A 19,722-nucleotide genomic window follows, 5' to 3' on the forward strand; every position below is an offset into this window, starting at 1 on the left:
TTTCCAACCGGAATGCCGCACACGAGAGCCCCAGGAGTCCCGTGGGCCCGGAGATGGTTATAAGAGACCGCGTGCCGGCCGATCAGCGAAATCGCGAATGCACGCAGACTCGGCAACGCCGCCAGCAGTTCGCGTTTGAAGCTTGGTTTAGCCTTATCCATCAGCGCGCCCTTACTCGGCCAGTTTGGCCGAAGCCATCATCTCAGCCTGGTCCAGCTTTTCGAGCAGATCGAGAAAACGATCGGGGATCGCCTCGTCCTGTGCGGCTGCATAAAGGGACCGCAGTTTGACGCCGATCTGGTTGTTTGGATCGAGGATATCGCTTGCGCGCATTTCCAGCCGCCGCTGATTCTTTTCTTCGTTCTGCTGCTTTTTCATAAACTCGTCGCTTCTCGCCGTTGTCTTTGTCTGAATGGACGATACGTTTGCGCTGCGGCTTGATATGCCAACAGCACCCTCCGCCGCTCGAGGTGGATGGTGCTCAGATACTTGCCGTTTATCGAGGCTCAAAATCGCGGTACGCCCTTCATTCGTCGCCACCATAATGCAAGGCTGTGAAAAAAGTTCCCGCATATACTGGAACTTTTTTAATAGCGCGACGTTTCCACTACATTAGAGCCAGTTATGGCCTACGGACGGGAGTTTTTAATGACACTTTCTACTCGAATTGCGCCGCATCTTCCTTATTTGCGTCGCTATTCCCGCGCGCTTACAGGCACCCAGACTTCGGGTGATGCTTACGTTGCCGCAGTTTTGGAAGCGATCATCGCCGACATATCCATTTTCCCGGATACCGAGAACGACCGCGTCGCACTCTACAAACTGTTCACGAAACTGTTTGGTTCCACTGCCATCCAGATTCCCGAACCGGCGTCGCCCTACGCCTGGGAGCAGCGTGCGACCGTAAACCTCGGCAAGGTCTCGCCGCTTGCCCGCCAGGCCTTCATCCTCGCGTCGGTCGAGAATTTCCGCGTCGGCGAAATCGCCGACATCCTCGAGAGCGACGACCAGGAAGTGATGAGCCTGCTCGACAAGGCCTCGCAGGAGATCTCGCGCCAGGTGGCAACCGATATCATGATCATCGAAGACGAACCGCTGATCGCAATGGATATCGAGCAGATGGTCGAAAGCCTGGGCCACAAGGTGACCGGAATCGCCCGGACGCATTCCGAGGCCGTGGCTCTTTACAACAAGACCAAGCCGAAGATGGTCCTTGCGGATATTCAGCTTGCCGACGGCAGTTCCGGCATCGACGCCGTGAACGACATCCTGAAGACATCGAGCGTGCCGGTGATTTTCATCACCGCTTTTCCAGAGCGCCTTTTGACAGGTGAGCGGCCGGAACCGACGTTCCTGGTCACCAAGCCCTTCAATCCAGACATGGTCAAGGCTTTGATCAGCCAGGCGCTATTCTTCAATGAATCCACCAAGGTTGCGGCATGAAGCTGAACCGTCAAAGCGACGGAACAAAGCCAATAGCGAGGCGTTCCCAGCTAGCTGGGCCGCTCCGGCAACAGCTTTAACGGTTTCTCCAACGCTTGGTCATAATATGACCAGCGGGGTTCCTGAAATGGCAACCTCTTTCCAGCTGCGCAATAAGGATAGAAGGAAAGGCGGCCTGGTGAATACGACAGAACCATTAACCGGCAAGCCTTTCGCGCTGGAGGGCAAGTCCGCGATGATGGAGCGGGCGCTAAGCAGCGCCGGAATTTCGATTCTCTTCCAGGATTCCACGCTGACACTTTCCTACGCCGAAAATCTTCCCCGCCATTTCGCCGAACTGTTTTTCGCCGGCGGCAGCGACAGCGACCTCTTCGGCCAGGCACACGGCGATTATCTGAGGACACTCAAGTTCAAGGTGCTCGAAACCGGGACGGCGACGAATGCCGAGATCGATATGGACGTCGATGGCGAGGTTCGGACCTACGAACTCAAAGTGCAGCGCATCAATAACGAGGGCTCGCTCGGCATTCTTTCTGTGATCTCCGAGGTCACCGAGCTGCGACACCGTGAAAAAGTGCTGAAATCGCTGCTGCGCGAACTGTCGCACCGCTCGAAGAACCTGCTCGCGATCATTCAGGGCATCGCGACGCAAACGGCCCGCAATACGCTGTCGCTCGACAGCTTCCTTGCAAAGTTCCGCGGTCGTCTTCAATCGCTTTCCAACTCGCAGGATCTGATTACCGATTCCAGCTGGCGCGGCGCCTATCTCTTCGACCTTGCGGAAAAGCAGTTCGCACCCTATTGGCCGGAAACGGCAGGCTCCATGCCTATCTTCGGCATCAATGCGCATCTGACACCTAATGCCGCCGTACATCTCGGATTGGCGCTTCATGAGCTCATCGTCAATTCGGCATCCTATGGCGCAATTGCAGGGGGCGCGCCTTCGATCACCCTGAACTGTAAGGAAGCGAAGCACAACGGCAGGAAGGCGATCGAGATCGCGTGGGTGGAAATCCTGCCGAACCGGACGGAGATTCACGAGTTCAGTGAAAACAGCTTCGGCAAGACCGTGCTGGAACGCGTCGTTCCCTCATCCATGAGCGGCAAGGCGGAGCTCCGGCTCGTTCCTGGCCGCATCGAATATTACCTGCAGATTCCCGAGACTGAATTCGAAATCCTCAAGCGCCCCTGAATTTCGCAGTGCCGGCTCACAGCAAAAAACAGCCAGTGCGAGGGCGGCGCACTGGCTGTTTTCACTCATCGGGAGGGGACCGTGAGTAATCCGGATGATGGGTTGGGGGCGCGCATGTTGGGTCGATGCGATCATCATCCGGATGCCGCAATAACGACCGCGTTGGCCTTTGGTTCCGTCGGATCCGAAAAAAATTGAATTTTTATGAATCTTTTTTGCAAGGTGGCGAATCCCTGCGTTCGTCGATGATGGGCATACGCCCTCCACGCTGCGACCTAAAATAACAAAAACAGACACTTATGCGAATATCGGTTTCAAAATTTTACCGTTTGATAAATTTTTTATCCTGAGTTACGCTTTCCCTCACTAGCCGTTTACCAATAATGAGGGAACTTCAATGGAACGACTGGAAACTGGGATTCATTCCGGCCGACTTTCGACCGCCGAGTATGAAACTAATTTTTCCGATCTGCATCCGCGCCTTGACAAGCATGAGGCGCTGGTGGCCGCCGACCGCTGCTATTTCTGCTATGACGCGCCGTGCATGACGGCCTGTCCCACCTCCATCGACATCCCGCTCTTCATCCGTCAGATCGCAACCGGCAACCCGATCGGTTCGGCCAAGACGATCTTCGACCAGAACATCCTGGGCGGCATGTGCGCCCGCGTCTGTCCCACCGAAGAGCTCTGCGAACAGGCCTGCGTGCGCAATATCGCAGAGGAGAAGCCCGTGGAGATCGGCCGCCTTCAGCGTTACGCGACTGATACGGCCATTCATGCAGGCAGGCAGTTTTATGAACGAGCCGCCTCGACCGTTAAGAAGATCGCCGTTGTCGGCGCCGGCCCGGCCGGCCTTGCCGCCGCTCACCGTCTTGCGGTGAAAGGCCATGACGTCGCCATCTACGACAGCAAGTCGAAATCCGGCGGCCTGAATGAATATGGCATCGCCACTTATAAAGCCGTCGACGACTTTGCCCAGAAAGAAGTGGATTACGTGCTTTCGATCGGCGGCATCGAAGTCCGCCACGACCAGCAGCTTGGCCGTGATTTCTCGCTTGCCGATCTGCAGTCTCAGTACGACGCCGTCTTCCTCGGAATCGGCCTTGCCGGTGTCAATGCGTTGCGCGTCGATGGCGAGAACCTGCCGGGTGTCGATGACGCGGTCGATTTCATCGCCGATCTGCGTCAAGCCACGAACAAGGCGGACGTTGCCGTCGGCCGCCGCGTCGTCGTTCTCGGCGGCGGCATGACCGCCATCGATGCGGCCGTTCAGGCCAAACTGCTTGGCGCCGAAGAAGTGACGATTTGCTACCGCCGCGGCAAGGAGCACATGAACGCCTCGGAGTTCGAGCAGGACCTCGCGACGTCCAAGGGCGTCATCATCCGCCACTGGCTGGCGCCGAAGTCCATCCTGTCGCAGGACGGCAAGGTCGCCGCGATCGAGGTGGAATATACCAAGCTCGCCGACGGCCGTCTCGTCACGACCGGCGAAACCGGCGTCATCGCCACCGATCAGATTTTCAAGGCGATCGGCCAGACTTTTGAAGCATCCGGTCTCGGTTCGCTGCGCATGGAATCCGGTCGGATCGCCATCGACGGCGAAGGCCGCACCTCGCTCGACGGCGTCTGGGCGGGCGGCGACTGCGTCTTCGGCGGCGATGACCTAACCGTATCTGCCGTCGCGCAAGGCCGCGATGCTGCCGAATCCATCAACCGTACGCTTGCTGCCGGTGCGCAGCCAGCCGTCGCCGTCGCTTGAGGAGAATGAACAATGGCTGATCTCCGCAACAATTTCGTCGGCATCAAGTCGCCCAACCCGTTCTGGCTCGCCTCCGCGCCACCGACCGACAAGGCCTATAACGTCGAGCGCGCCTTCAAAGCGGGCTGGGGCGGCGTCGTCTGGAAGACGCTCGGCGAGGAAGGCCCGCCCGTCGTCAACGTCAACGGCCCGCGCTACGGCGCGATCTGGGGCGCCGACCGCCGCCTCCTGGGTCTCAACAATATTGAGCTCATCACCGACCGCGACCTTTACACCAACCTGCGCGAAATGAAGCAGGTGAAGATGAACTGGCCGGACCGCGCCCTGATCGCCTCGATCATGGTTCCCTGCGAGGAAGATGCCTGGAAGGCGATCCTGCCGCTCGTGGAGGAAACCGGCGCCGACGGCATCGAACTCAATTTCGGCTGTCCTCACGGAATGTCCGAGCGCGGCATGGGCTCCGCGGTCGGGCAGGTGCCGGAATATATCGAGATGGTCGTGCGCTGGTGCAAGCAGTACACGCGCATGCCGGTCATCACCAAGCTGACGCCGAACATCACCGACATCCGCAAGCCGGCACGCGCTGCCAAGGCCGGCGGTACGGACGCCGTCTCGCTGATCAATACGATCAACTCGATCACCGCAGTCAATCTCGACACGTTTTCGCCTGAACCGTCGATCGATGGCCGCGGCAGCCATGGCGGTTATTGCGGCCCGGCGGTGAAGCCGATTGCGCTCAACATGGTGGCTGAGATCGCCCGCGATCCGGAAACCTTGGGCCTGCCGATCTCCGGTATCGGCGGCGTGACCACCTGGCGCGATGCGGCCGAGTTCCTGGCGCTCGGCGCCGGCAACGTGCAGGTCTGCACCGCCGCCATGACCTATGGCTTCAAGATCGTGCAGGAGATGATCACCGGGCTCTCCGACTGGATGGACGCCAAGGGCCACAGGTCGCTCGACGATATCACCGGCCGCGCCGTTCCGAACGTCTCCGACTGGCAGTATCTGAACCTCAACTATGTCGCCAAGGCGAAGATCGACCAAGACGCCTGCATCAAATGCGGCCGCTGTCACATCGCCTGCGAGGACACCTCGCATCAGGCGATCACGCAGTTCGTCAACGGCGTGCGCCATTTCGAGGTGATGGAAGACGAATGCGTCGGCTGCAACCTTTGCGTCAACGTCTGCCCGGTCGAAAACTGCATCACCCTGGAAGCCCTGCCCGCCGGCGCGCTTGACAAGCGCACGGGCCGTCCCGTCGACCCGAACTACGCCAACTGGACGACCCACCCGAACAATCCGATGGCAAGACAGGCGGCAGAGTAAAAGACGGTCGCGACCTCGCAAGACTGCGGCGATGCCCTCATCCGGCTGCCGCCACCTTCTCCCCGCAGGCGGGGAGAAAAAGCATGCCGCACCGTTTGGGCATTCTCGACCTTGAGCATGGTACCTACCCTCTCCGCGCATGTAAGGGTGAGGGCAACATGGCGCCCGCAACTAAACCGCGAACGACTTCCTGTAGGCACTCGGGCTTGTCCCGAGCCGCTTGCGGAAATGATGCCGCATCGTCGCCAGTGTGCCGAAGCCGCTGGCGGCGGCGATGTCGTCAAGCGATGCGGCGAGTTCTCTTTCCAGGAGATTGCGGGCGTGGCGAAGCCGCTCTTTGAGCAGCCATTCGCCCACACTGAGGCCCGTGGACTTTTCGAAGCGGCGCTGAAAGGTGCGCAGGCTCATGCCCGCCCTTTGCGCCAGCAGGCTGATCGACTGCTCCTCGTCGAGCCGCTCTCGCATCCATTGGAGCAGCGGCCCTAGCCGCATTCCCTCCCGCTCTTCGAGCACGGGCGCGCTGATGAATTGCGCCTGCCCGCCTTCGCGATGCGGCGGAAGCACCAGACGGCGCGCCACACTGTTTGCGGCTTCTGCGCCAAAATCACCGCGCACGACGTGCAGGCAGAGATCAATACCGGCCGCACTGCCCGCGGCAGTCAGGATACTGCCCTCGTCCATGTAGAGAACGCTCGCATCGAAGGCGATCTGCGGATAGCGCGCTGCAAGCGACGCGACATAGCGCCAATGCGTCGTCGCACGCCGGCCGCTCAAAAGACCGGATGCGGCAAGCACGGCAACGCCGGAGCAGAGCGACATAATACGGGCATCGCGCTCATGAGCCTGACGCAGCGCATCGATCAACGGCTCCGGCACCGGCGCATCGATCGACCGCCAGCCCGGCACGACGATGAGATCGGCTTCGGCCAGAACCTCCAGGCCGCGATCGACCGAAACGCTCAATCCGCCCGCAGCACGGAGCGGCCCCGGTTCGACGCCGCAGACCGAATAATGATACCAGCCCTCGCCCATTTCAGGACGCGGAAGACCGAAGACTTCGTAGGCAATACCGAATTCGAAAGTGCATAGCCCGTCATAGGCAAGCACGACGACATGCGGACGTCTGAGCGAATTTGGCATGATCTTTACGCTAACCGTCATTAAAGCCAATTTCGCCATGCCATAACATCGGCGATGGTTGGCGGCAACTCGAACCGTGAAAGGAAAACCATGCCGAGCCCCGTCAGCGAAACACCCGCCGCCTCCCCCGAGGAAACCGCCGCCTACTACGCCCGCAAGCTCGCTTTCGAAACGGACTGCTGGGACGTCCAGGCTTCCATTTCCTCGGGCAAGGCCGACTTCGTCCTTATCGACGTTCGATCCCCGGCACTCTTTTCCCGCTCGCATGTGCCGGGCGCGATCAACCTGCCGCATGGCAAGATGACCGCCCACCGTATGTCGGAGTGGCCGGCCGATACGCTCTTCGTCGTCTATTGCGCCGGGCCCCATTGCAACGGCACCGACAAGGCGGCGCTGCGCCTGGCGCGGCTCGGCCTCTCCGCCAAGGTCATGATCGGCGGCATGACCGGCTGGGCTGACGAGGGCTTCGCCTTTACGAACGGTGAAGCCCCAATGGCCGCGCAGTGACGGACCTCCATTAACGCTATTGCGGATGCGTTTTTCGCAAAATGAAGCTATGGTTCGTTGCGTTTGGGCCGCAGTGGGAGGAATAGACGGTTTTGGAACGAACCAAAGATCTGAACAGCACCTCCTCGCGCGCAGAAACCGGCGCGGTTGCGCCCGCATCGTCGCCCTCTGCCCGTCCGGGGGTCGTGGCAGCTGCCGTTTACCAGCAAGGACAGCGCATCCGCGATATCCGGATAGAAGAGGCCGGCGAATGGCGAACGCACGAGAATGCAGTCGTCTGGATCGGCTTGCACGAGCCGGACGAGATGCTGCTGCACCAGGTACAGGCCGAATTCAATCTCCATCCACTGGCGATCGAGGATGCTGCCCAGCCGCATCAGCGCCCGAAGCTGGAGATTTATGGCGACGCCATGTTCATCGTTGCCCGTACCGCCCACATGAAGGACGGCGAAATCGTCTTTGGCGAAACCCATCTTTTCGTCGGTCGAGGCTATGTCGTTTCCGTGCGCCATGGCGCATCGTCCTCTTACCTGGCGGTGCGGCAGCGGTGCGAGGCGACGCCGGCCGCGCTCGCCCATGGGGAGAACTACATCCTCTATTCCATCCTCGATTTCATCGTCGACAACTACATGCCGGTGATCGAAGTGGTGCAGGAGGAAGTCGAGACGCTCGAAGATCTGATGCTGCGCGAACAGCTTACAAAGGTTGATATCGAGCGCCTCTACATGCTGCGGCGCAAGCTGCTGCGGCTGCGCAATGCCGTCGTGCCGCTTGTGGACGTCTGTCGCCGCTATGAGCATATCGACCTTCCGGGTATGGACTCGACGCTTCAATCGCTGTTTCGCGACGTCACAGACCATGTGCGCCGCGTCCAGGAGGATATCGACGCGCTGCGTGAAGTCCTCGCCTTCGCCTTCGAAGCCAGCGTGATGATCGGCCAGACCGAACAGACAGCGATTGCCCGCAAGCTCGCCGCCTGGGCAGCCATCCTTGCTGTTCCGACAGCGATCGCTGGTATCTACGGGATGAATTTCAACGATATGCCGGAACTGAAATTCCAGTACGGCTATTTCGTGGTGTTGGGCGTGATCGCAACCTTGTGCGTAACGCTCTTCGCCTTGTTCCGCCGGGCGAAGTGGCTGTAGCCGGGGCTCCCGCCAGAATGCTCTGACGGGAGTGGCCAACCCGGCTCAAAACTCGATGACGATCTTTCCGAAGGGGCCGCGATTAAGGTGCTCAAGCGCCTTTGGCAGTTCGTCGAAGCTGAAGCGCTTGTCGACCACCGGCTTCAGGCCGGTGCGGTCGACGGCGCGGACCAGGTCCTCCAGCGCCCGGCGGTGTCCCACGCTGAGGCCCTGTACCGTCGGCGACTTCAATAGAAGCGATTGCACCGGCGCGGACAGATCGCAGCCATCCATGACACCGATCACCGAAATCCGGCCGTTGACCGCCACAGCCTTTAGTGACTCGCCGAAATTGACGCCGGCTGCGATTTCGAAGATATGGTCGGCGCCGTAATCCTCCGTCAGTTCGAGGACGCGTTCGGCCCAATTCTCCCTGCCGATCCCATGATCGGCGCCGAGAGCGCGGGCGCGCTCGAGCTTCTCGGCATTTGCCGAGGTGATGATGACCTCGGCACCATGCATCTTGGCAAGTTGAAGACCGAAGAGCGCCACCCCTCCGGTTCCCTGAATGACCACCTTGTCGCCCGCCTTCAGCCTGCCGAGTTCGATGAGCGCGAACCACGCCGTCAGACCTGCGCACGGTAGCGTGCTCGCTTCACCGGCATCGAGCGTCTTGGGCGCGTGAACGAACCAGTCCTCGCAAAAGGTCACATACTCGGAAAGCACACCCGGATAATATCCGCCGAGCGTCTTGTAGGGCGGGTGGCGGGCATCGCCGAGGCCTGGCCCGTTGATGCGCCCGGGAAGAAAGGTCGTGATGACGCGGTCGCCCGGCTTGAAGCGCGTGACGCCGGGGCCGACAGCTTCGACCACGCCGGCAAGGTCCGATGCCGGAACGAACGGAAACTGCAGCGGCAGACCCATGCCGGTCTCCAGCACCAGCTTGTCGCGATAGTTCAGCGATACGGCCTCGGCACGGACCAGCACCTCGTTGCCGGTCGCCTCTTCGACCGCCGCCTCACGCACCATCAGATTCATCGGTCCGATATTGTCGATCGACCATTGCTTTGCCAACATTCTTCTCACTCCATTCGGTTGACGGAGCCGAAGCATATCGTTGAAATTTGATCGACAGTTGCGTTATTAATTCCACAAAATGTTTCCCTGAAGGATACAATATGGAACAGCTCAAAGGCATATCGGTGTTTGTCGAGGTCGCGGAAGCAGGCGGCTTTTCCGCAGCCGCCGAGCGCCTTCATTTGACGCGCTCAGCCGTCGGAAAGACGATTGCACGGCTGGAACAGAGGCTGGGTGTGCGCCTGTTTCACCGCACGACCAGAGCGCAGAGCCTGACGGAGGAAGGCCAGTTCTTTTACGAGCACTGCCTGCGCGCCGTCGAGGAGATCACGCGTGGCGAAGCGCTTCTCGAAAGCGGCAAGCGGGAGGTGCGCGGGCGTCTGCGGGTCACAATGCCGGTTCTTTTCGGCCGTCAGTGTGTGGCGCCGATACTCATCAAGCTTCTTGACGAACATCCGCATCTCGAACTTGATCTTTCCTTCAACGACCGGATCGTAGATCTGGTCGACGACGGCTTCGATATTGCGGTGCGCAACGGCCCTCTCGGGGACTATCCCGGCCTGATGGTGCGCGTCATCGCCCAGCAGCGCATGACGGTTTGCGCCTCTCCGGGCTATCTCGAACGCCGCGGCATTCCAGCCAAGCTCGAAGATCTCGAAACCCATGACGGCATCGTCTATGGGAGGCAGGATCGAAACCGCACCTGGATATTCCCGACAAACGCCGAACCCTTCCGGCAGGTATTGCCGCGATCGCGGCTGCGGCTCGACGATCTTGCCACCATCGCCGATGCTGCGGCACAAGGCGTCGGCCTTGCCTGGCTACCGTGCTGGCTCGTGCGGGACCGCGTTGCATCCGGCGAGCTTCGCCGGGTCTTGACCGATATTGCAGCTGTTGCCTTTGACGCCAATGTCGTCTGGGTAAAGTCGCCTGCAATGCAGCCGAAGGTTCGGCTCGTGATCGACACCTTGGCCGCAAAGCTCCCGGCTCTCATGAGTTAGCTAAGAAAGTCTCGGAACCCACTGAATTTTTTGGTGTATTCACTGGAAATAGTGCATTTCCGCCGTATATCCCTTTCCTTGTTACGCCGAAATGGGGTAACTGAAACGGAACCGGAGTCTCCTGTCTCGTGAGCAAAGCCTGCAACGGTGCGGACCTGACGAATTGCGACCGGGGAGCTCACCTTCAGCGCGCCGCCATCCAGCCCTTCGGTTTCCTGCTTACGGTTTCCGCCGACTGGAGAATCGTTCGCGCGTCGGCCAATCTCGAACAGTTTCTGGGCGTAGGTTGCGAACAGGTGCTTCGGCAGCCCCTTTCCGGCATCATCATGTCCAGGACGCTGCACTCGATCCGCAACCGGCTGACCGTCATCCGAGGTCCGGTCATGATCGAGCGGCTATCCGGCATCGCCTTTGCGGAGGGCGGCCCCATTTTCGACGTGGCTCTGCACTGCATCGAGGGTGGGATCGTCATCGAGGCCGAACCGTCTCAGCGCGAGGGCCAAGGCGGCTCGACGCTGTCGATGGCCGCCATGATGGCGCGCATCGATCAAGCGCAGACCCTGGAAGCCTTTTTCCGCGAGAGCGCCCGGCAAGCGCGCGGCATTACCGGCTTCGACCGCGTGATGGTCTACCGCTTCGATGACGAAGGGTCCGGCGAAATCGTGGCGGAAGCCGCAAGATCCGGCATAGGATCCTTGCTTGGCCTTCACTTTCCGGCCACCGACATTGCGGCCGAGGAGCGCGCCTTCTATGCCCGCAATCTCTTCCGCATCACCGCCGATGTCGATGCAGCGCCGGTTCCCGTCGTCCCGGAACTCGACGCGCACGGCCGGGCAATCGATCTCTCGCTGTCGCTCCTGCGTGTGGCGCCGTCGGCCCATATCGACCATCTGAAGGACTTGGGCGTCGGCGCCTCGTTTTCGGTTCCGATTGTCGTGGACGGCAGGCTCTGGGGCCTGTTTGCCTGCCATCATTATGCTGCCCGCCTGCTCCCCGTCGAACGGCGCTTGACGGCGGAACTCTTCGCCCAGATGTTCGCCTCGCGGCTCCAAACCCGGGAGTGCCGGCTAGCGCTGGAATTCGAAACCGGGGCGCGAAAGGTCGTGGAGCGGCTGTTGGCCGCGGTTGCGGACAATATCGGCCTGCCCGATGATCCGGCCTTGTTGGCCGAAGTGCTTGCGGGCGCTGTTCCAGCAGACGGCATCGGCGTCTGGATCGATGGCCGCACGGCGCTTTCAGGGCTCGCTCCCTCTCAGCAGCAATTCTCTGCGCTCATTGATACGCTGAACCGCAAGGTATCCGGCCATGTGTTCGCGACCGATCGTGTTGCCGAACTCTGGCCCGAGGCGGAATTGAATGGCGACGTCGCCGGACTGATGGGCATTTCCACCTCGCAGCCACCGCGCGATTATATCGTATTCTTCCGCCAGGAAATGCTGCGAACGGTGCATTGGGCTGGCGGTTCGCCAGGGCCAGCAGAACACGACGCCGACAGCCACGCCCTCACCTTCCACAAGGGCTCCCAGGCGTGGCCCGACCTGAGGCGCGGACGATCGCTGCCGTTTTCCGCGGCCCACCGCCATGTCGCGGGGAGGATCGGGGGGGCGCTTCAAGCCATTTCCCGCCTGACCGGGTGAGGCACCACCACGGAAGAGGGCGGTCAGGTCGGGCGAACCATCAGCCCGCCGATGAAGAGCTGCTCGAGGAAGCGCGCCGCATCCTCGAAGCGCCCTGCCCCGGCATGCTCCTGTCCGAGCACGGCGCGCACCTGGACGTCGAAGTCGGCATAATGCTGCGTTGTCGACCAGATCGAAAAGATCAGATGGTAGGGATCGCATTTGGCGATCTTGCCGGCCTTCGCCCAGGCGCGGATGACCTCGGCCTTCTCATCGACGAGTTGCTTCAGCGGGCCCTTCAGCTCGTCTTCGATATGCGGCGCGCCCTGCAGCACCTCGTTTGCAAACAGCCGGCTTTCGCGAGGAAAGTCGCGCGCCAATTCCAGTTTGCGGCGAATATAGCTGCGGATTTCGGTCTCCGGATTGCCCTCGGCATTGAAGGCGCGAAGCGGCTCAAGCCAAGTATAGAGCACACGGTCGATCAGCGCCCGGTGCATCGCCTCCTTGGTACGGAAGTAATAGAGCAGGTTCGGCTTCGACATGCCGGCCACCTCTGCGATCTGGTCGATCGTCGAGCCGCGAAAACCCCTGGCGGAAAACACATCGAGCGCAGCTTCCAGAATCTGCTCTTCCTTCTCCTCCTGGATCCGCGTGCGCCGCTGTGTCTTCGCTGCTCTCGGAATTGCCATCTGGCTCTCGTTTCCCCTTGAAATTCAATTGCTTCAGTCGAACGGTTCCTTCTGCCGTCCTTTTGAGCAACTCCCTGCAATTTTGTCTGAATTTTTCCTGATTTTCGTCTTGAGCCCGGCGCGGGAAGCTGTAATGTTTACCAATCGGTCAAATTATCTGTCAGATGCAAAACAAAGGCAACTGGCGATTTTCCGGCGTAACAAAACAAACAAGCGCGCCGGTAATTGACGATGGGAACAGACGGCGCATGTTCTTTGCATGACCGTGAAAAAACAGGTGAGGATTTCAGACATGGTGGCAGCACCAGGCGAGAATATGCGCGTCAACGGAGACCGTCTCTGGGACAGTCTCATGGACATGGCAAAGATCGGCCCCGGGATTGCCGGCGGCAATAATCGCCAGACACTGACGGACTCCGATGCCGAAGGCCGCAGCCTCTTTCGCACATGGTGCGAAGCCGCGGGCCTGACCGTCGGCGTCGACAAGATGGGCACGATGTTTGCAACCCGTCCTGGCACCGATCCGGATGCGCTCCCTGTTTATGTCGGCTCGCATCTCGACACCCAGCCAACCGGCGGCAAATATGATGGCGTGCTCGGCGTGCTTGGTGCGCTCGAAGTCGTCCGTACGATGAACGACCTCGGCATCAGGACGAAGCACCCGATCGTCGTCACCAACTGGACCAATGAGGAAGGCGCCCGTTTCGCCCCGGCCATGCTCGCCTCCGGCGTTTTCGCCGGCGTTCACACGCTGGACTATGCCTATGGCCGCAAGGATTCCGAGGGCAAGACGTTCGGCGACGAGCTGAAGCGCATTGGCTGGCTCGGCGACGAAGAAGTCGGCGCCCGCAAGATGCACGCCTATTTCGAATATCACATCGAGCAGGGTCCGATCCTCGAAGCTGAGGAGAAGCAGATCGGCGTCGTCACCCACTGTCAGGGCCTCTGGTGGCTCGAATTCACGCTGACCGGCAGGGAAGCCCATACGGGCTCGACGCCGATGAACATGCGCGTCAATGCCGGGCTTGCGATGGCGCGCATCTTCGAGATGGTCCAAGGGGTCGCCATGAGCGAGCAGCCGGGCGCCGTCGGCGGCGTCGGCCAGGTGCTCTTCTCCCCGAACTCCCGCAACGTGCTGCCCGGCAAGGTGATCTTTACCGTCGACATCCGCTCGCCTGACAAGGAAAAACTCGACCGCATGCGCGCCAGGATCGAGGCCGAAGCGCCGAAGATCGCCGATTCACTGGGCGTCGGCTGTTCGATCGAGGCGATCGGCCATTTCGAACCGGTGACCTTCGATCAAAAGCTCGTCACTGCCGTGCGCGGCGCCGCCGAAAGGCTCGGCTACAGCCACATGAACCTCATCTCCGGCGCCGGCCACGACGCCTGCTGGGCTGCCAAGGTGGCGCCGACGACGATGATCATGTGCCCCTGCGTCGGCGGCTTGTCGCACAACGAGGCGGAGGAGATTTCCAAGGAATGGGCGACCGCCGGTGCGGACGTGCTGTTTCATGCCGTTGCCGAGACGGCGGAGATCGTCAGATGACGGCCGATGCGGATGCCGATCTGAATACCATGACGCATGCGGAATTGCTTTCGGCAGCCCGCGCCATGCGCCATGCGATCCGCACCCACCGGGATACGTCCATGCACGAGCTCTGTTGGCATCACCCCGACATGTGGGCGCTTCTGCCGGATCCACCCACCGGCGGCCAGATCGTGCCGGATTGGCCCCAATTCATGCGCGGCTGCATCCGCTACCGCCAGTCATTGGATAAACAGCTTGCGCAGGCACCGCGCAGCGCCAGGGAGTTCGGAGAATGAGCACAGTCATCAAGGGCGGAACCATCGTCACGGCCGACCTCACCTACACGGCCGATTTGAAGATCGAAGACGGCAGGATTGTCGAGATCGGGCCGAACCTTTCCGGCAATGACACGCTGGATGCGTCTGGTTGCTACGTGATGCCGGGCGGCATCGACCCGCATACGCATCTCGAAATGCCGTTCATGGGCACCTACTCCTCCGACGATTTCGAGAGCGGCACGCGCGCGGCCCTTTCCGGCGGCACGACGATGGTGGTCGATTTCGCCCTGCCCTCGCCCGGCCAGTCGCTACTTGAAGCGCTGACGATGTGGGATAACAAATCGACCCGCGCCAACTGCGACTATTCCTTCCACATGGCGATCACCTGGTGGAGTGAGCAGGTCTTCAATGAGATGCAGGCCGTCGTCCAGGATAAGGGCATCAACACCTTCAAGCATTTCATGGCCTACAAGGGTGCGCTGATGGTGGACGACGACGAGATGTATTCCTCCTTCCGGCGCTGCGCCGAACTCGGCGCGCTGCCGCTGGTCCACGCCGAAAACGGCGACGTCGTCGCGCAATTGCAGGCAAAGCTCATGGCCGAAGGCAACAACGGCCCCGAAGCGCACGCCTATTCCCGGCCGCCTGAAGTGGAAGGCGAGGCGACCAACCGCGCCATCATGATTGCCGACATGGCCGGCTGCCCCGTCTATATCGTCCACACTTCCTGCGAACAGGCGCACGAAGCGATTCGCCGCGCCCGCCAGAAAGGCATGCGCGTGTATGGGGAGCCGCTCATCCAGCACCTGACGCTCGACGAGACGGAGTATTTCAACAAGGACTGGGATCACGCCGCCCGCCGCGTCATGTCACCCCCCTTCCGCAACAAGCAGCATCAAGATAGCCTCTGGGCCGGCCTTGCCTCCGGCTCGCTGCAGGTCGTCGCGACCGACCACTGCGCTTTCACGACCGACCAGAAGCGTTTCGGCCTCGGCGACTTCACCAAGATCCCGAACGGCACCGGCGGCCTTGAAGACCGCATGCCGATGCTCTGGACCTATGGCATCAATACCGGCCGGCTGACGATGAACGAATTCGTCGCCGTGACCTCGACGAACATCGCGAAGATCCTCAACATCTATCCGAAGAAGGGCGCGATCCTCGTTGGTGCCGACGCGGATCTCGTCGTCTGGGACCCGAAGCGCGCAAAGACCATCACCTCGAAAAACCAGCAGTCGGCCATCGACTACAACGTCTTCGAAGACAAGCAGGTTACCGGCCTGCCGCGCTACACGCTGACGCGCGGCGTCGTCGCCATTGAAGAAAACACGATCAAGACCCGCGAGGGCCATGGCGAATTCGTCAAGCGCGAACCGGTCACCGCCGTCAGCAAGGCGCTGTCGACCTGGAAGGAAGTCACCGCGCCGCGCAAGGTCGAGCGCACCGGCATTCCGGCAAGTGGCGTGTGACCGGAAGGGATGTCGAGCGTGCGGGATACCCCCTTTTCCCCCTTCGTGACATCTCCCCCGCAAAAAGGGAGAGCGAAAACATGCGGCTACCGCATCACCGGAGTTGAACGACACATTGCACCCGGCGCTTCCATGGGGATCGACGAGCGTCCTCAATCCGATCTCCCCCCTGGTGGAGGAGATGCCCGGAAGGATCGAGGGAGGTATTTTTCACCCCTCCACCAATCTATCCAGTTCCGGCAGCAGCACGACACTTTCCTGCTCGTTGGGATCTGTCCGCGCGATGATCGCGGTGCACGGCGTGCTGCTGAGGTTCGCCGGCAGGTGCGGGACGCCCGGCGGAATATAAAACAGCTCGCCGGCATGGACGACGACATGATGCTCCAGCTCGTCGCCGTACCAGGTGTGCGCTTCGCCGGACAGCATGTAAATCGCCGTTTCATGCGCCTCGTGCAGATGCGCCTTGGCGCGTACGCCCGGTGGGATCGTCAGAAGATGCATGCAGATGCCCTTCGCGCCGACCGTTTCCGCAGCGATGCCCTCGAAATAGCTCAGCCCCTGCTTGCCGCTATAAGCGTGGCTGGGGCGAATGATGTGGCAGGTGGGCTTTGATTTCGCATCCATCGTCATTCTCCATGAATTTTGCCGCGGCAAAGAAAACCGGCGATCATCATAGCACGCAAACCGCGGCGACGCGGGGAAAACAGGACTGGTAAAGCATCGATGCAAGCATCCGTCGTATCCGCAAAGGATCTCTGTCTCACCTACCAGACGAATGACGGGCCGGTGCATGCGCTGAGCGATGTCAATCTCGATGTCCGCAAGGGCGATTTCGTTTCCTTCATCGGTCCATCCGGCTGTGGCAAGACGACATTCCTGCGCGTCATCGCCGATCTGGAGAAAAAGACGTCAGGCGAGATCACCGTCAACGGCATGACGCCGGACGACGCCCGCAAGGCGCGCGCCTATGGCTACGTCTTCCAGGCGCCGGCGCTCTATCCTTGGCGGACGATCGAGAAGAACATCGCGCTCCCCCTGGAAATCATGAGTTATGCCGGCGCCGACCAGAAGAAGCGCATCGCCGAGGCACTGGATCTCGTCAATCTTTCCGGCTTCGAGAAGAAATTTCCGTGGCAGCTTTCCGGCGGCATGCAGCAGCGTGCCTCGATCGCCCGCGCACTGGCTTTCGACGCCGACCTGCTGTTGATGGATGAACCTTTCGGCGCACTCGACGAAATCGTCCGCGACCACCTGAATGAAGAGCTTCTGAAGCTTTGGGCGCGCACCAACAAGACGATTTGCTTCGTCACTCATTCGATCCCGGAAGCCGTCTACCTCTCCACGAAGATCGTCGTCATGTCCCCGCGCCCCGGTCGCGTCACCGACGTCATCGACTCCACGCTCCCGGCGCTGCGTCCCCTTGGCATCCGCGAAACCCCGGAATTCCTGGAAATCGCCCACCGCGTGCGTGAGGGGCTAAGGGCTGGGCATAGCTATGAGGAGTAGGAGGGCAGGCCTATGAAACCCGATACCCTCAAGGACAAATTCGTCCCCGTCGTGACGATCTTGCTGGCGCTCATCGTCGTCTGGTACGTCGCGGCGATTTTCATGAACGCGCCCTTCCAGCGGGACATGGATCAGCGCGGCAACGTCACCTCCACCACGATGGAATTCGTCGGAAAGACGCTCTCGCAGCCGAAGCCGATCCTGCCGGCGCCGCATCAGGTGGCAAGCAATGTCTTCGAGAACACCTTCCTCAGAAAACTCTCCAGCAATCGCAGCCTCGTCTACCACGCCGGCGTGACACTGTCCTCGACGGTTCTTGGCTTTGCGCTCGGAACCCTGCTCGGCATCGCGATCGCCGTCGGCATCGTCCATATCAAGACGCTCGATCGTAGCCTGATGCCGTGGATCATCGCATCGCAGACGGTGCCGATCCTGGCGATCGCGCCGATGGTCATCGTGGTGCTCGGCGCCATCAACATCACCGGCCTGATCCCGAAGGCGCTGATCTCGACCTATCTCTCCTTCTTTCCCGTCGCGGTCGGAATGGTGAAGGGCCTGCGCTCGCCGGAGATCATGCATCTCGACCTGATGCGCACCTATAATGCGACCGCTTTGCAAACCTTCTGGAAGCTGCGCGTGCCGGCCTCGATCCCTTTCCTGTTCACGTCGATGAAGGTGGCAATTGCCGCGAGCCTCGTCGGCGCAATCGTCGGCGAACTCCCGACAGGCGCGGTCGCCGGCATCGGTTCGAAGCTGTTGGCGGGTTCCTATTACAGCCAGACGATCGATATCTGGGCGGCACTCGTGGCAGGCTCCGTGCTGGCGGCCATGCTCGTTGCGATCGTCGGCCTCGTGGCGAAGATCGTCGACCGCGCAATGGGAGGCAGGCCGGCATGAAGAAGCTGAATATCTCCTGGCAGGCCTTCGTCGCTCTTTTTCTCTGCGCCGCGGCGCTGCTCTCGCTGCCGCTCCTTAGCGAAGCCGCCCCCCGCCCGTTCAGCGATGAAACGGTGACACTCGTCATCGTCATCGTCGCGGCATCCGCCCTCATTTCGGTAGCGCCTCTGCCGCGGCTCTATTCTGCGACCGTTCTTTTGATCGGCACTCATGTAGCCGCCTGGATGCTGCTTTCTGGCATTTCCGGCAATGAAGGCATGGCGACGAGGTCCTTTTTCTTGCTGATCGCCGCCTGCTGGCTGCTTGCCTGGCGCTGCGTCACCGTGCTTTGCGAGATCAAGCCTGCCTCGAATTTCGAAAGCTCGCTCCTGCGCCTGCTGATCCCTGCAATCTTCGGCGCCTGGATCCTGGTCGTTTGGGAAACGGCGACCCGTGGGGCGGGCATTCCCTTCGTGCTCCTACCGCCGCCAAGCGCTATTGGCGCACGTATCGCCGGGTCGCTGCAGATCCTCGGCGAAGACGTTAGGCAGACGATCTTCAAGGCCGTGTTGATCGGCTACGCCGTTGGCTGTGCCAGTGGCTTTATCGTCGCGATCCTGGCCGATCGCGTGGCGTTCCTGCGCCGCGGCCTGCTGCCGATCGGCAATATGGTCTCGGCGCTGCCGATCATCGGCGTTGCGCCGATCATGGTCATGTGGTTCGGCTTCGACTGGCCGTCGAAGGCCGCCGTCGTCATCATCATGACCTTCTTCCCGATGCTGGTGAACACCGTCGCGGGCCTGGCCGCGTCCGGCAGCATGGAGCGCGACTTGATGCGCACCTATGCCTCGAACTACTGGCAGACGCTGCTGAAGCTCCGGCTTCCGGCGGCCATGCCCTTCGTTTTCAATGCGCTGAAGATCAACTCGACGCTGGCGCTGATTGGTGCCATCGTTGCGGAATTCTTCGGAACACCGATCGTCGGAATGGGCTTCCGCATCTCCACCGAGATCGGGCGCATGAATGTCGACATGGTCTGGGCCGAAATCGCCGTTGCGGCGCTGGCAGGCTCGATTTTCTATGGAGCCGTCGCCCTCGCCGAAAGGGCGGTGACTTTCTGGCATCCGTCTATCCGTGGTGGCTAGACGTCGCTTTATTCTCGCAAATGGGATTGGGCATAACTTCAGAGGG

19 protein-coding genes and 1 pseudogene are annotated in these 19,722 nt (G+C 60.8%); 14 read left to right on the forward strand and 6 right to left on the reverse strand.

Annotation, left to right across the window (positions count from 1 at the left end; genetic code table 11):
* Positions 1–71 precede the first annotated feature (71 nt).
* Together C9413_RS01520 and C9413_RS34125 are read right to left on the reverse strand one after the other, a co-directional pair.
* A pseudogene (locus C9413_RS01520) lies at positions 72–161 on the reverse strand (RNA polymerase subunit sigma); the annotation flags it as partial.
* Positions 162–171: 10 nt separating this feature from the next.
* Positions 172–378: a NepR family anti-sigma factor gene (locus C9413_RS34125; protein WP_039845641.1), complete on the reverse strand. Its 207-nt coding sequence runs from the start codon at positions 376–378 to the stop codon at positions 172–174.
* 270 nt (positions 379–648) lie between these two features.
* On the opposite strand from C9413_RS34125, the gene C9413_RS01530 reads away from it, so the two are divergent.
* The 4 genes from C9413_RS01530 to preA all read left to right on the forward strand — a co-directional run bounded on the left by C9413_RS01530 (position 649) and on the right by preA (position 5,720).
* Positions 649–1,443 carry a response regulator gene (locus C9413_RS01530; protein WP_039845642.1) on the forward strand — a complete coding sequence of 265 codons (795 nt, stop codon included), beginning with the start codon at positions 649–651 and terminating at the stop codon, positions 1,441–1,443.
* A 238-nt stretch (positions 1,444–1,681) separates the two neighbouring features.
* The gene (locus tag C9413_RS01535) at positions 1,682–2,635 is read left to right on the forward strand and encodes an HWE histidine kinase domain-containing protein (RefSeq protein WP_052451650.1); all 954 of its coding nucleotides are present in this window, start codon (positions 1,682–1,684) and stop codon (positions 2,633–2,635) included.
* 397 nt (positions 2,636–3,032) lie between these two features.
* On the forward strand, positions 3,033–4,394 hold the full coding sequence (locus C9413_RS01540) for an NAD(P)-dependent oxidoreductase (protein WP_039845643.1): 1,362 nt from the start codon (positions 3,033–3,035) through the stop codon (positions 4,392–4,394).
* Between the two features lie 12 nt (positions 4,395–4,406).
* Complete coding sequence (gene preA, locus C9413_RS01545) at positions 4,407–5,720, forward strand: NAD-dependent dihydropyrimidine dehydrogenase subunit PreA (protein WP_039845644.1); 1,314 nt, start codon at positions 4,407–4,409, stop codon at positions 5,718–5,720.
* A gap of 171 nt (positions 5,721–5,891) precedes the next feature.
* Here the strand turns inward: preA and ftrA are convergent, their stop codons facing one another.
* Positions 5,892–6,881, reverse strand: coding sequence for a transcriptional regulator FtrA (gene ftrA, locus C9413_RS01550; RefSeq protein ID WP_039845645.1), 990 nt, complete (start codon positions 6,879–6,881; stop codon positions 5,892–5,894).
* Positions 6,882–6,950: 69 nt separating this feature from the next.
* Between ftrA and C9413_RS01555 the strand changes: the two genes are divergently transcribed.
* Both C9413_RS01555 and C9413_RS01560 read left to right on the forward strand, forming a co-directional pair.
* Complete coding sequence (locus C9413_RS01555) at positions 6,951–7,367, forward strand: rhodanese-like domain-containing protein (RefSeq protein WP_039845646.1); 417 nt, start codon at positions 6,951–6,953, stop codon at positions 7,365–7,367.
* 92 nt (positions 7,368–7,459) lie between these two features.
* Positions 7,460–8,512 carry a magnesium and cobalt transport protein CorA gene (locus C9413_RS01560; RefSeq protein WP_039845647.1) on the forward strand — a complete coding sequence of 351 codons (1,053 nt, stop codon included), beginning with the start codon at positions 7,460–7,462 and terminating at the stop codon, positions 8,510–8,512.
* A gap of 45 nt (positions 8,513–8,557) precedes the next feature.
* Here the strand turns inward: C9413_RS01560 and C9413_RS01565 are convergent, their stop codons facing one another.
* The gene (locus C9413_RS01565; RefSeq protein WP_170250128.1) at positions 8,558–9,568 is read right to left on the reverse strand and encodes an NAD(P)-dependent alcohol dehydrogenase; all 1,011 of its coding nucleotides are present in this window, start codon (positions 9,566–9,568) and stop codon (positions 8,558–8,560) included.
* A 101-nt stretch (positions 9,569–9,669) separates the two neighbouring features.
* On the opposite strand from C9413_RS01565, the gene C9413_RS01570 reads away from it, so the two are divergent.
* Both C9413_RS01570 and C9413_RS01575 read left to right on the forward strand, forming a co-directional pair.
* Positions 9,670–10,569: a LysR family transcriptional regulator gene (locus C9413_RS01570; protein WP_039845649.1), complete on the forward strand. Its 900-nt coding sequence runs from the start codon at positions 9,670–9,672 to the stop codon at positions 10,567–10,569.
* A gap of 128 nt (positions 10,570–10,697) precedes the next feature.
* Positions 10,698–12,206 (forward strand): GAF domain-containing protein, encoded by a 1,509-nt coding sequence (locus tag C9413_RS01575; protein ID WP_170250129.1) that lies wholly within the window; start codon positions 10,698–10,700, stop codon positions 12,204–12,206.
* A 23-nt stretch (positions 12,207–12,229) separates the two neighbouring features.
* Here the strand turns inward: C9413_RS01575 and C9413_RS01580 are convergent, their stop codons facing one another.
* Positions 12,230–12,874, reverse strand: coding sequence for a TetR family transcriptional regulator C-terminal domain-containing protein (locus C9413_RS01580; RefSeq protein WP_039845650.1), 645 nt, complete (start codon positions 12,872–12,874; stop codon positions 12,230–12,232).
* A 292-nt stretch (positions 12,875–13,166) separates the two neighbouring features.
* Between C9413_RS01580 and C9413_RS01585 the strand changes: the two genes are divergently transcribed.
* From C9413_RS01585 to hydA, 3 genes are read left to right on the forward strand one after another with little or no spacing between them, the layout of a single operon-like run.
* On the forward strand, positions 13,167–14,420 hold the full coding sequence (locus C9413_RS01585) for a Zn-dependent hydrolase (RefSeq protein WP_039845651.1): 1,254 nt from the start codon (positions 13,167–13,169) through the stop codon (positions 14,418–14,420).
* Entirely contained in the window at positions 14,417–14,698 is a 282-nt protein-coding gene (locus C9413_RS01590) for a hypothetical protein (RefSeq protein ID WP_039845652.1), read from the forward strand. The genes C9413_RS01585 and C9413_RS01590 overlap by 4 nt, the downstream gene beginning before the upstream one ends.
* The gene (hydA, locus tag C9413_RS01595) at positions 14,695–16,149 is read left to right on the forward strand and encodes a dihydropyrimidinase (protein WP_039845653.1); all 1,455 of its coding nucleotides are present in this window, start codon (positions 14,695–14,697) and stop codon (positions 16,147–16,149) included. Before C9413_RS01590 ends, hydA begins: the two co-directional genes overlap by 4 nt.
* 210 nt (positions 16,150–16,359) lie before the next feature.
* Here the strand turns inward: hydA and C9413_RS01600 are convergent, their stop codons facing one another.
* On the reverse strand, positions 16,360–16,773 hold the full coding sequence (locus C9413_RS01600; protein ID WP_039845654.1) for a cupin domain-containing protein: 414 nt from the start codon (positions 16,771–16,773) through the stop codon (positions 16,360–16,362).
* Between the two features lie 99 nt (positions 16,774–16,872).
* On the opposite strand from C9413_RS01600, the gene C9413_RS01605 reads away from it, so the two are divergent.
* Genes C9413_RS01605 through C9413_RS01615 form a run of 3 tightly spaced genes read left to right on the forward strand, consistent with a single transcriptional unit; the run spans position 16,873 to position 19,676 of the window.
* A complete protein-coding gene (locus tag C9413_RS01605) occupies positions 16,873–17,655 on the forward strand; it encodes an ABC transporter ATP-binding protein (protein ID WP_039845655.1) in 783 nt (260 codons plus the stop codon).
* A 12-nt stretch (positions 17,656–17,667) separates the two neighbouring features.
* A complete protein-coding gene (locus C9413_RS01610; protein WP_039845656.1) occupies positions 17,668–18,552 on the forward strand; it encodes an ABC transporter permease in 885 nt (294 codons plus the stop codon).
* Positions 18,549–19,676: an ABC transporter permease gene (locus C9413_RS01615; protein WP_039845657.1), complete on the forward strand. Its 1,128-nt coding sequence runs from the start codon at positions 18,549–18,551 to the stop codon at positions 19,674–19,676. The genes C9413_RS01610 and C9413_RS01615 overlap by 4 nt, the downstream gene beginning before the upstream one ends.
* The last annotated feature ends 46 nt before the right edge of the window (positions 19,677–19,722 follow it).

The organism is Rhizobium sp. SEMIA 4085 (assembly GCF_013004495.1).
In the GTDB taxonomy this organism is placed as follows: domain Bacteria; phylum Pseudomonadota; class Alphaproteobacteria; order Rhizobiales; family Rhizobiaceae; genus Rhizobium; species Rhizobium gallicum.

What these genes read in the sequence shown, in the direction of transcription:
- hydA (WP_039845653.1), top strand. Translation starts at nt 14,695, where the DNA reads ATGAGCACAGTCATCAAGGGCGGAACCATCGTCACGGCCGACCTCACC.
- C9413_RS01535 (WP_052451650.1), top strand. Translation starts at nt 1,682, where the DNA reads ATGGAGCGGGCGCTAAGCAGCGCCGGAATTTCGATTCTCTTCCAGGAT.
- C9413_RS01585 (WP_039845651.1), top strand. Translation starts at nt 13,167, where the DNA reads ATGGTGGCAGCACCAGGCGAGAATATGCGCGTCAACGGAGACCGTCTC.
- C9413_RS01565 (WP_170250128.1), bottom strand. Translation starts at nt 9,568, where the DNA reads ATGTTGGCAAAGCAATGGTCGATCGACAATATCGGACCGATGAATCTG.
- C9413_RS34125 (WP_039845641.1), bottom strand. Translation starts at nt 378, where the DNA reads ATGAAAAAGCAGCAGAACGAAGAAAAGAATCAGCGGCGGCTGGAAATG.
- preA (WP_039845644.1), top strand. Translation starts at nt 4,407, where the DNA reads ATGGCTGATCTCCGCAACAATTTCGTCGGCATCAAGTCGCCCAACCCG.
- ftrA (WP_039845645.1), bottom strand. Translation starts at nt 6,881, where the DNA reads ATGACGGTTAGCGTAAAGATCATGCCAAATTCGCTCAGACGTCCGCAT.
- C9413_RS01570 (WP_039845649.1), top strand. Translation starts at nt 9,670, where the DNA reads ATGGAACAGCTCAAAGGCATATCGGTGTTTGTCGAGGTCGCGGAAGCA.
- C9413_RS01605 (WP_039845655.1), top strand. Translation starts at nt 16,873, where the DNA reads ATGCAAGCATCCGTCGTATCCGCAAAGGATCTCTGTCTCACCTACCAG.
- C9413_RS01555 (WP_039845646.1), top strand. Translation starts at nt 6,951, where the DNA reads ATGCCGAGCCCCGTCAGCGAAACACCCGCCGCCTCCCCCGAGGAAACC.
- C9413_RS01610 (WP_039845656.1), top strand. Translation starts at nt 17,668, where the DNA reads ATGAAACCCGATACCCTCAAGGACAAATTCGTCCCCGTCGTGACGATC.
- C9413_RS01600 (WP_039845654.1), bottom strand. Translation starts at nt 16,773, where the DNA reads ATGGATGCGAAATCAAAGCCCACCTGCCACATCATTCGCCCCAGCCAC.
- C9413_RS01540 (WP_039845643.1), top strand. Translation starts at nt 3,033, where the DNA reads ATGGAACGACTGGAAACTGGGATTCATTCCGGCCGACTTTCGACCGCC.
- C9413_RS01530 (WP_039845642.1), top strand. Translation starts at nt 649, where the DNA reads ATGACACTTTCTACTCGAATTGCGCCGCATCTTCCTTATTTGCGTCGC.
- C9413_RS01615 (WP_039845657.1), top strand. Translation starts at nt 18,549, where the DNA reads ATGAAGAAGCTGAATATCTCCTGGCAGGCCTTCGTCGCTCTTTTTCTC.
- C9413_RS01580 (WP_039845650.1), bottom strand. Translation starts at nt 12,874, where the DNA reads ATGGCAATTCCGAGAGCAGCGAAGACACAGCGGCGCACGCGGATCCAG.
- C9413_RS01590 (WP_039845652.1), top strand. Translation starts at nt 14,417, where the DNA reads ATGACGGCCGATGCGGATGCCGATCTGAATACCATGACGCATGCGGAA.